The sequence below is a fragment of the Vibrio sp. 1401 genome (assembly GCF_033340295.1).
Genome location: NZ_JAWOWF010000315.1, coordinates 1 through 736 on the forward strand (window position 1 = coordinate 1; position 736 = coordinate 736).

Sequence of the window (736 nt, forward strand, 5' to 3'; positions counted from 1 at the left end):
AATGCGGAGAGTGTCGAACTTTGCACTACCCGCGCATTTTCCCATGCATCATCGTTGCTGTGCGTAAAGAAAATCAGATTTTACTAGCGCAGCACCCAAGGCATCGAAATGGCATGTACACCGTGATTGCGGGCTTTTTAGAGGCGGGAGAAACCTTAGAAGACTGTGTCGCGCGCGAAGTGCATGAAGAAACGGGCATTCACGTGAAAAACATTCGTTACTTTGGCAGTCAGCCTTGGGCCTTTCCATCCAGTATGATGATGGCGTTCCTCGCCGATTATGATTCTGGTGAGCTCAATCCGGATTATACGGAGTTATCCGATGCACAATGGTTCGGTGTGAAAGAAATGCCACCAGTGGCACCAACAGGCACTATTGCAAGGGCGCTAATTGAGCAGACCGTTAGTGATATTCTTTCAGACTGAGATGCTGATCGTAAAGGAAGTAAAGGTTAAAAATTAATCATTTTTGAGATATCACTGTTGCTAGACTAGCTTGGTATGACGTTCTGTATTGATGGGTTTATAAATAATGGAGTATACCGAATGAAGTTGAAATCAGCGTTATGGCTAGGATTAGTATCGTGCACAATGGTAAGCATGTCGGCAAATGCAAGTATCGAAGTAAAAGCGAAGCGCATGTTGACAGAAAATACCATGACAGAAAATGTAACCAAGGTGCAGCAGGCTTGTGGTAATGAAGTACTAGAAACCAATATCGATTGGGCCCAGTGGGA

General features: G+C 44.7%; 1 protein-coding gene and 1 pseudogene. Both read left to right on the plus strand.

The features are described 5' to 3' along the window. Positions 1 to 425 (plus strand): NAD(+) diphosphatase (gene nudC, locus R7Z77_RS25345; protein ID WP_318137044.1); only part of this gene is annotated, 425 nt, incomplete at its 5' end. Positions 426 to 545: 120 nt separating this feature from the next. Next, positions 546 to 736: pseudogene (locus tag R7Z77_RS25350) on the plus strand (hypothetical protein); the annotation flags it as partial.